The sequence below is a fragment of the Kiritimatiellaceae bacterium genome, assembly GCA_013141415.1.
In the GTDB taxonomy this organism is placed as follows: domain Bacteria; phylum Verrucomicrobiota; class Kiritimatiellia; order Kiritimatiellales; family Tichowtungiaceae; genus Tichowtungia.
The window spans coordinates 163,092-171,150 of sequence record JABFQY010000006.1; the positions used below are offsets into that span (position 1 = coordinate 163,092).

6 protein-coding genes are annotated in these 8,059 nt (G+C 56.4%); 2 read left to right on the top strand and 4 right to left on the bottom strand.

The window, feature by feature from the left end:
- Window positions 1–101 precede the first annotated feature (101 nt).
- A complete protein-coding gene (locus tag HOO88_09505; protein NOU36990.1) occupies window positions 102–734 on the top strand; it encodes an MBL fold metallo-hydrolase in 633 nt (210 codons plus the stop codon).
- Between the two features lie 293 nt (window positions 735–1,027).
- On the opposite strand, the gene HOO88_09510 is transcribed toward HOO88_09505, so the two are convergent.
- The gene (locus HOO88_09510; GenBank protein NOU36991.1) at window positions 1,028–3,214 is read right to left on the bottom strand and encodes an ATP-dependent RecD-like DNA helicase; all 2,187 of its coding nucleotides are present in this window, start codon (window positions 3,212–3,214) and stop codon (window positions 1,028–1,030) included.
- A 50-nt stretch (window positions 3,215–3,264) separates the two neighbouring features.
- Between HOO88_09510 and HOO88_09515 the strand changes: the two genes are divergently transcribed.
- A complete protein-coding gene (locus tag HOO88_09515; protein ID NOU36992.1) occupies window positions 3,265–4,209 on the top strand; it encodes a metallophosphoesterase in 945 nt (314 codons plus the stop codon).
- Here the strand turns inward: HOO88_09515 and ftsW are convergent.
- The 3 genes from ftsW to murD form a co-directional block, all read right to left on the bottom strand.
- Window positions 4,206–5,345, bottom strand: a complete 1,140-nt coding sequence (gene ftsW, locus HOO88_09520) for a putative lipid II flippase FtsW (protein NOU36993.1) — start codon at window positions 5,343–5,345, stop codon at window positions 4,206–4,208. The two genes, HOO88_09515 and ftsW, sit on opposite strands and share 4 nt — an antisense overlap.
- Window positions 5,346–5,432: 87 nt before the next feature.
- Window positions 5,433–6,356 carry a LysM peptidoglycan-binding domain-containing protein gene (locus tag HOO88_09525; protein ID NOU36994.1) on the bottom strand — a complete coding sequence of 308 codons (924 nt, stop codon included), beginning with the start codon at window positions 6,354–6,356 and terminating at the stop codon, window positions 5,433–5,435.
- Between the two features lie 32 nt (window positions 6,357–6,388).
- The gene (gene murD / locus HOO88_09530) at window positions 6,389–7,660 is read right to left on the bottom strand and encodes a UDP-N-acetylmuramoyl-L-alanine--D-glutamate ligase (protein ID NOU36995.1); all 1,272 of its coding nucleotides are present in this window, start codon (window positions 7,658–7,660) and stop codon (window positions 6,389–6,391) included.
- Between the last annotated feature and the right edge of the window lie 399 nt (window positions 7,661–8,059).

Consider the following 8,059-nt stretch of genomic DNA (forward strand, 5'->3'; position numbering starts at 1 on the left):
CTCCGGCAAGTCAACCAACTAACCCATAAAACTGTATCCGTCGGCGACATTTTTTACGTTCCCGCTTTTATGCCGCGCCCGCCTTGCCTATTCTCCGCCGCATGAATGTTGAAATCCTCTCCGTCGGCCCTTTTGAAGTAAATTGCGCCATCGTCTGGGGCGATGCAAAACAGGCGCTCGTCATTGACCCCGGCCATGACGCCGCCGATATTGAGGCCGTGCTCCGGCAGAATGAACTCATCGTCGCCGCCTACCTCTTAACCCACGGCCACGCCGACCACCTCTGCGCCCTCGCCGAACTGTACGCCGCCCGCCCCGCGCCGATTTACATCCACGCCGAAGATTTTAAATGGGCCTTTGGACAGCAAAACCAGATCCTGCCCTACTATCCCGTCCCCGAAAAACCCGTCACCGAGTTCATTCACCCCGAAAGATCCAAGGATTTAAAAATCGCAGACCTCAGCTTCCAGACGTTGGAAACCCCCGGTCACACCAAAGGTTGCATCTGCTTCTACTTCGAACAGGAAAAAGTCATCTTCACCGGAGACACCCTCTTCAAAGGAACCTGCGGACGCACCGACCTGCCCGGCGGCGACGGACGCATTCTCGCCCAGTCGCTCAAAAAACTGGCCGCCCTGCCCGACGACGTCACCGTCCATCCCGGCCACAACGAAAGCACCACCATCGGTTACGAAAAGAAAACCAACTTCTTCATGCAACAGGCGGCGAGATAGTTATCAGTTATTTGGGAACCCTTGGATAGCGACGACGAGGTTGCCCTTGGTGGCTGTGGGGCAGACGCCCTCGTCTGCCATTTTTCCGCAGGCGGGGGCGCCTGCCCTGAGTTTATCGAAGGGCCGAGCATGCTTGTTTGTCCGCCGCAGTCTGTAGGCCGGGTGCCCTCACCCGGCGTTTTCCGGATTCAATTTGTAGGCCGGGTGCCCTCACCCGGCGTCTTTTCGCCCGCTGAGGGCAGCGGGCCTACAGGAAGCGGGAAAAATCTCTGCGTCTTTGCGCGAGACGCTCTCTACTTCTGGCTTTGAAGCCGTTCTTTCAACGTCGTGACACGTTCGCGGGATTCGGCGCGGCTGACGGCCAGTCCCATCGCTTTTTTCGTTCCGACGAGCACGGCGAATTTTTTGGCACGAGTGACGGCGGTATAGAGCAGACTGCGCTGAAGCATAACAAAGTGCTGAGTATGCACCGGTATGATGACGCATGGATATTCGCTGCCCTGTGATTTATGAATGGTGACGGCGTAGGCATGCACCAGTTCGTCGAGTTCACGAAATTCATACTTCACGCGGCGGTCGTCGATCTTTACCACGATCTCTCGTTGTTCTTCATCAATCGCCACAATACGGCCAAGGTCGCCGTTGAAAACCTCTTTGTCGTAGTCGTTTTCGGTCTGCATCACGCGGTCGCCTTCGCGGAAAACCATGCCGAAGCGTTCAATTTCGCGGCCCGTCGGATTCAGCAATCCCTGCATGACCTGATTGAGATTGCGCGCGCCGAGTTCGCCCCTCTGCATCGGCGTCAGAATCTGAATATCTTCAATCGGATTAAAGCCCAGCCGCTGCGGAAGCGATTCGCTGACCATTTTACTGATGACGCCGATCACCTTCTGCGCCTCTTCGGCTTCGACAAAATAGAGGTCGGACGACTTGTCGCCTTCTTCCGGAAATTCGGGCAGTTGTCCGTGATTGATCCGGTGCGCGCCGGTGACGATCCGGCTTTCGGCGGCCTGCCGGAAAATTTCGGTGAGCGCAACGACCGGTACCGCGCCGGAAGCGATGATGTCGCAAAGCACCCGACCCGGCCCGACGGACGGAAGCTGGTCGGCGTCGCCGACAAAAATCACCGCCGCACGCTTTGGAATCGCCTGTAACAGTTGATACGCCAGCACCTGATCGATCATGCTGGCTTCGTCAATGATGAAGACATCGCCTTCGAGCGGATTCTCGTCGGTATGTCGGAAGCCGCCGGTTCCGGGATTAAACTGCAACAGGCGATGAATCGTCTTGGCTTCAAGTCCGGTGGTTTCGCTCAGCCGTTTGGCGGCGCGGCCCGTCGGCGCACAAAGCACCACGGTCAGTTTTTTTGCCGCCAGAACCTGAATGATGGAATTTACGAGCGTGGTTTTACCGACGCCGGGTCCGCCGGTGATGACCATCACTTTGGCCTGCACGGCGAGGCGCAGCGCTTCGCACTGGTTTTCCGACAACTGGATTTTTGTTTTCTTCTGCACCCACTCCAGCGCTTTTTCAAAGTCGATCTTTGGACAAGGATGTTTACCGTAGTTCAGCTCGGTCAGTTTTTTGGCGAACGCCCATTCGGCAAAATAGAGCTTTGGCAGATAAACCAGCGCGCGGCCCTGTCGGTCTTCGTCCAGAATGAGCCGTTTCTCGCCGACCAGCCAGTCGAGCGCTCCGGAAATCTGCTCCGGTGAAATATCAAGCAGTTCAACGGCTTTGCCTTGCAGGTCGCCGCGCGGTGCGGCGCAATGTCCGCTGGTGGTCAACTCCTGCAGGACATATTCAATTCCGGCACGGGCGCGCAATTCGGAATCTTTGGCGATGCCGAGTTTCTGCGCGATGCCGTCGGCAATCAGAAAGCCGATGCCGTGGATGTCGCGGGCCAGACAATACGGGTCGCGCTGAATCCGTTCGATGGAGCGTTCGCCGTAGGCTTTATAAATCCGGAAGGCGCGCGCCGTGCTCACACCGTGGCTGAAAAGAAAACTCATGATCTCGCGGACGCCCTTTTGCTCCGCCCACGCCGCGCGAATGCTGGCGCGGCGGCCCGGCCCGATCCCTTCGACTTTCAGAAGTTTAGCCGAGGAGTTTTCGATCACATCAAACACATCGCGCCCGAAAGCCTGCACCAGCCGCTCGGCGTACTCTTTGCCGACGCCGCGAATCATGCCGGAGCCAAGAAATTTTTTGATTCCATCCAGCGTGTCAGGCTGGGAAATCCGCATCGATTCTGCTTTGAACTGCTGGCCGTAATGAGCATCAGTAATCCACTCGCCGTCGGCGGCCAGCCACTCGCCGGGGTTGGCGCTGGAAACCGTACCGACGACGGTGACGAGGTCCTTGTGCCCGCGGACTTTGACGCGCAGAACGGCGTAACCGTTTTCCTCGTTACGGAAAACGGCCCGCTCGATCTGTCCATCGAGACGGCGTTCGTCCACTTTTTTTCCGGAGGTATTCATCTTTTATGCGGGTTGCTGAATGAATATAGTCGGAGCGAAAGGAACTCTCAATGGCTGATGTGGATTATCAACAACTTGAGAAACGGCTGGGCCGGCAGTTGCTGGCACAGCGGCTGAAAATCCAGACCCATCATGTGGCGCGGCTGTTTGGCAACGGCAAGGTCTGGTTTCATATTGAACATATCCGCACGCTTCACCGCATCATCCGCAACACATTGAAAGCCGTGGGACTTTACTGGCGCGGTCACCGCAACGCGCTGGCGGTGCGGGTCAATTTTCAGGAACTGCCCTGCCCGGATCTGCCGGAAGAGTTTGACGGCTATCGCCTGCTGCATATCAGCGATACACACATCGACGGGAATCCCGAACTGATTGATATTCTGATCCGGCTGGTGAAACCGCTGGAATACGACACATGCATCATCACCGGCGATTTCCGGGAAGGCACGTTCGAGGATTACGAAATGCCGACACGCCGGATGGTTGAACTGCGCCGCCACATCAAAACCGGCGTGTTCGCGATCCTCGGAAACCACGATGCAATTGAAATGGTTCCGATGCTGGAAGATGGCGGCATCCGGGTACTGCTCAATGAACATGCGGCGCTGGAGCGCGGCGGCGCAACGATCTGGCTGGCCGGCGTAGATGATCCGCATTACTACGAGACCGACAATCTCGACAAGGCGCTCGAAGGCGTTCCGGAAAACGGTTTTAAAATCCTGCTGGCCCACTCGCCGGAAATCGCCCGCAAAGCGGCCTTCGCCGGCATCAACCTTTATCTGTGCGGACATACCCACGCCGGACAGATCTGTCTGCCGGGCGGGCTTCCGCTGCTCACGAACAGCAAGTGTCCGCACAAACTTCACTCCGGTCTATGGAGGTTCGAGGAAATGACCGGCTATACCTCGCGCGGCGCCGGAACTTCGTCGGTGGCCGTACGCTTCAACTGCCCGCCGGAAATCACCGTCCACACACTGCGCCGGAAATCACCCTAGGCCGTGCGGCGGCGGTCTTTGAAAAGTGCCGTGCGGGTTTTCACCTTCGGATCGCGGGCTGTGTGTGCCACGTTAATCAGGATGCCGATCATCACCGCCGAGACAAGCAGACTCGATCCGCCGTAACTGATAAAGGGAAGAGCCAGTCCTTTGGTTGGCATGCAGCCAGTCACTACGGCCAGATTGATGATCGCCTGAAACGTAATCATCAGCGTGATACCCAGTGCAGTGAAACGTCCGAAGTCGTCCGAGGCGCGGGCGGCAATTCGCAGGCCGCAGATAAAAATGATAACGAAAAGAACCAGAACGATCAGCGTGGAAACCAGACCGAACTCTTCGCCGATGATCGGAAGAATAAAGTCGGTGTGAGCCTCAGGCAGGTAATGATATTTCTGAATGCTATTGCCAAGTCCGGTGCCGTATGCGCCGCCCGAAGCAAACGCATTGAGTCCGTTGATGAGCTGCCACGCCTCTTCCTGCGCATATTTTTCCGGATCAAGAAAAGCCATAATGCGCTGCATGCGGTTGGCATTATGCGCCAGCAGAACCGCCAGCGCGCCGGCGCCGGCGCCGGCAAATCCGTTTAGATAGAGCGGACGCGCTCCGCCGATATAAAGCAGACCGAGCGTCACAAGCCCCACAAGTGCCGTCGTACCAAAATCCGGCTCGATCATCAGCAGCATGGCAAAAATGCCGAGACCTGCTATCGGCACGACAATGCCGCGTTTAAACGTGTGCATATAACGGCGACGGCGGGAAATCCACCAAGCCGAGGCAAGGATGATACCGATTTTTGAAAATTCGGAAGGCTGAATCCGTAAAGGCCCGAGCTGGAGCCAGCGCCAGCTGCCGTTCACCTCGAGTCCAATATGCGGAATCCGCACCAGCACCAGCATTAACAAACAGGCGGCGGCCAGCGGCAGCGCGGCCGTACGAAACCAGTGCAGCTTCAACTGGGTGCAGCCGACTACCGCCACCATAGACAGCAACATCCAGATTCCCTGCCGTTTGACGAAATAAGCCGTGTCGTGAAAGTCGGCATCACCGCGTACCATGCTGGCACTGTACAGCATGACCACGCCGATGGTGACAAGAAGAAGCACCGCGGCAATCAGTACAGTGATGGTTCGTTGCATAACGAAACTATTCCATGAAGGTTCCGGAATGAGAATGAAAAAAAAGGGACGCCGATAAGGCGCCCCTTTTTACACCCGCCCGGATATTCATTCCGGAATCGGAACCAGCAGTTTGGTGCCTGGTTTGATCGAGGAAGGATCGGTGATGTTATTCAGCTTCATGATTTCCTGCTGAGAGCTGCCGTACTGACGAGCGACATCGTCCAGCGTTTCGCCCGGATAAAGAACGTGTTCGTAAACCGGAGCGCTGGCCGCTTTAGCTACCGGAGCTGCTACGGCAGGAGCACTCGGAGAGGCAGACGAAACTGTACCGGTCGAAGCGGTGGCCGGAGCGGCATCCGCGAGCGGAGCCGGGGCCGGAAGCGGAGCGGCGGCAGACTTCTTCTCGACTGCAGGGTTCGCTGCTTTAGCAGGAATTGCTTTGGCAGGAGCCTTAACGGCGGCACCTTTCTTTGGAACAGTCAGCTTCTTGCCGACGGAGAGATTGTCGTTTTTAAGATCGTTTGCTGTCTTAAGTTCACTGACGGTCAGGCCGCAACGCTTGGCGATGCTCGCAAGTGTATCGCCCTTCTGAACCGTGTAAGAAGAACCTTGCTTGATTGCGCCGGGAATCGGACGACTGGAGACTGGAGCCGTATGTTTGGCCGGTGCACCGGAAATAGAAGAACCCGACGTTCCGGGAATGCGAAGTTCCTGTCCGACCTTCAACTGATTGGGATTGGCGATATTGTTACACTCAGCCAGTTTTTTCCAGGATACGCCGTACGAGGAAGCGATGGACGAAAGCGTTTCGCCTTTCAGTACGCTATGAACCTTTTCGGCGGAGGCGGGAGCGGCAACAACTGGAAGAAGTCCAGCATCAGTCACTTCGGGAGCGGCCGGAAGAACTACCGGTTGATCCTTTGGCGCACTGCTGGATTTAAACATTGCGCAACCCTGCATCAGAGAAAACCCGGCCAGTACTGCTATGTGCATGACCAGAACTTGAAACCCAACAACCTTCGACTTCATGAGAAACTCCTTCACTGCTAACCTTACCCGTTTCATACACTCGCATTTTTTTCGGTCAACCCGCGAACGGCGGCGGCGAAACAATCGCCGCGTTCGTTGAAATCGCGGAACTGATCAAAACTGGTACACGCAGGTGAGAGAAGAACGGTTTCCCCGGGTCTCGCCTGCTTCTGTGCGGCTATCACCGCATTTTCTAACGTTCCACAGGAAATACACCGAACCGCGTCTCCCCACGCAGCCTGCATCATACCCGATGCTTCCCCGATAAGATATAGATGCGAAACCCGCTGCGCCAGTAAATCTTTTGCCAAACTGAAATCAGTCTCTTTGACCCGCCCTCCGGCGATCAAATGCACCTTCCCTGTGCACATTTTGACCGCCGCGCACATGGCTGCAATGTTGGTGGCCTTGGAATCGTCCACATAGTTCACCCCGTTAATCTCCGCCACCAGTTCCGTCCGGTGCGGAAGCGGCTCAAAAACCCGTGCGCTGGCTTCTACCGCCGCCGGAGAAATGCCGCAAGAGGCACAGACAGCGGCCACCGCCGCGCCTGCCGCACCGAGGATTTCATTGGCAAACCGGGTTCCGTTCAGATTAATTTCGCCAACCTGCCCGTTTTGATAACGAAAATCCGCTGCCGACTCCGTGCCGAAGGTCTTCCAGATGCTGGCCCCTTTCTTCCTGATGCCTGAGGCCATCTCGCCGGGGATAACTGCGGTATCCGTCCCGGTCATATTTTCAAACAGACGAAGCTTGAGGTCGCGGTAGGTATCCATGCTTCCGTGGCGATCGAGGTGATTCGGCAGAACATTGAGCAACAGGCCGATCTCCGGACGAAATTCCTGCACCGTTTCGAGCTGAAATGAACTGACCTCTATCACCAGCCAGTTCGGAACTTCATGAAGCATCACCGCACCGCAGACAGGAAAACCGTAATTGCCGCACGGCACCGCCGTCTGACCGGCCTGAGCCAGAGATTCAACGATCCACTTCACAACCGTGCTCTTACCGTTGGAACCGGTCACCGCGATCACCGGACAGTGCCGGCGTGACCAGCCGAGTTCCAGTTCTGAAAGCAGAGGAATACCGTGTTCGATCAACTCTTTTATCCACGGATGATTCAGGGAGAAGCCGGGGCTGATAATGGCTACATCGGGATCGAAATGCAGACCCTTGAAACAGTAATCCGGTGTGATTTCCTGACAAATGCTGGTGACCGTCGTACCTTCGGAACGAAGTAACGCCTCGGCGGCGCGGCCGCTCCGTCCGCACCCGACCACCAGAGCTTTCCCGTATTTATGCATGGCGCAGATATTAGAACTGCCGCGCCCGCTGTCTATCTAATACTTGCACCGTTTTTAAAAGGATGCCTATCCGGAATCTTTTAGCGGAACGACGGCCTCGCGGTCTTCGGCTGCGCCTCAGCAGTACCGCATCAGATTCTCAAGGTATGAATTGTCACTTTCCCGGACTGACCCCGTCGCCGGACTGACCCCGTCGCAGTCGCCTGACCCCGGCACCGTTCAAAACGCGCCGGGACGGCGCGTTCCACCTGATACGATGACGCCCGGTCGGAGACCGGGCCTTCTATGGAGTCTGTCAACCGCTTCTGCTTATAATCCATTCCTTTCTCTGTTTCAAAAGACTGTCCGGCTGATTTAAAAGTGCGTTCATTTCGACTGAACGAACAACCTTCTATCCGT

Coding starts and splice junctions, on each gene's coding strand:
- HOO88_09505 (NOU36990.1), top strand. CDS start 102: ATGAATGTTGAAATCCTCTCCGTCGGCCCTTTTGAAGTAAATTGCGCC.
- HOO88_09510 (NOU36991.1), bottom strand. CDS start 3,214: ATGAATACCTCCGGAAAAAAAGTGGACGAACGCCGTCTCGATGGACAG.
- HOO88_09515 (NOU36992.1), top strand. CDS start 3,265: ATGGCTGATGTGGATTATCAACAACTTGAGAAACGGCTGGGCCGGCAG.
- ftsW (NOU36993.1), bottom strand. CDS start 5,345: ATGCAACGAACCATCACTGTACTGATTGCCGCGGTGCTTCTTCTTGTC.
- HOO88_09525 (NOU36994.1), bottom strand. CDS start 6,356: ATGAAGTCGAAGGTTGTTGGGTTTCAAGTTCTGGTCATGCACATAGCA.
- murD (NOU36995.1), bottom strand. CDS start 7,660: ATGCATAAATACGGGAAAGCTCTGGTGGTCGGGTGCGGACGGAGCGGC.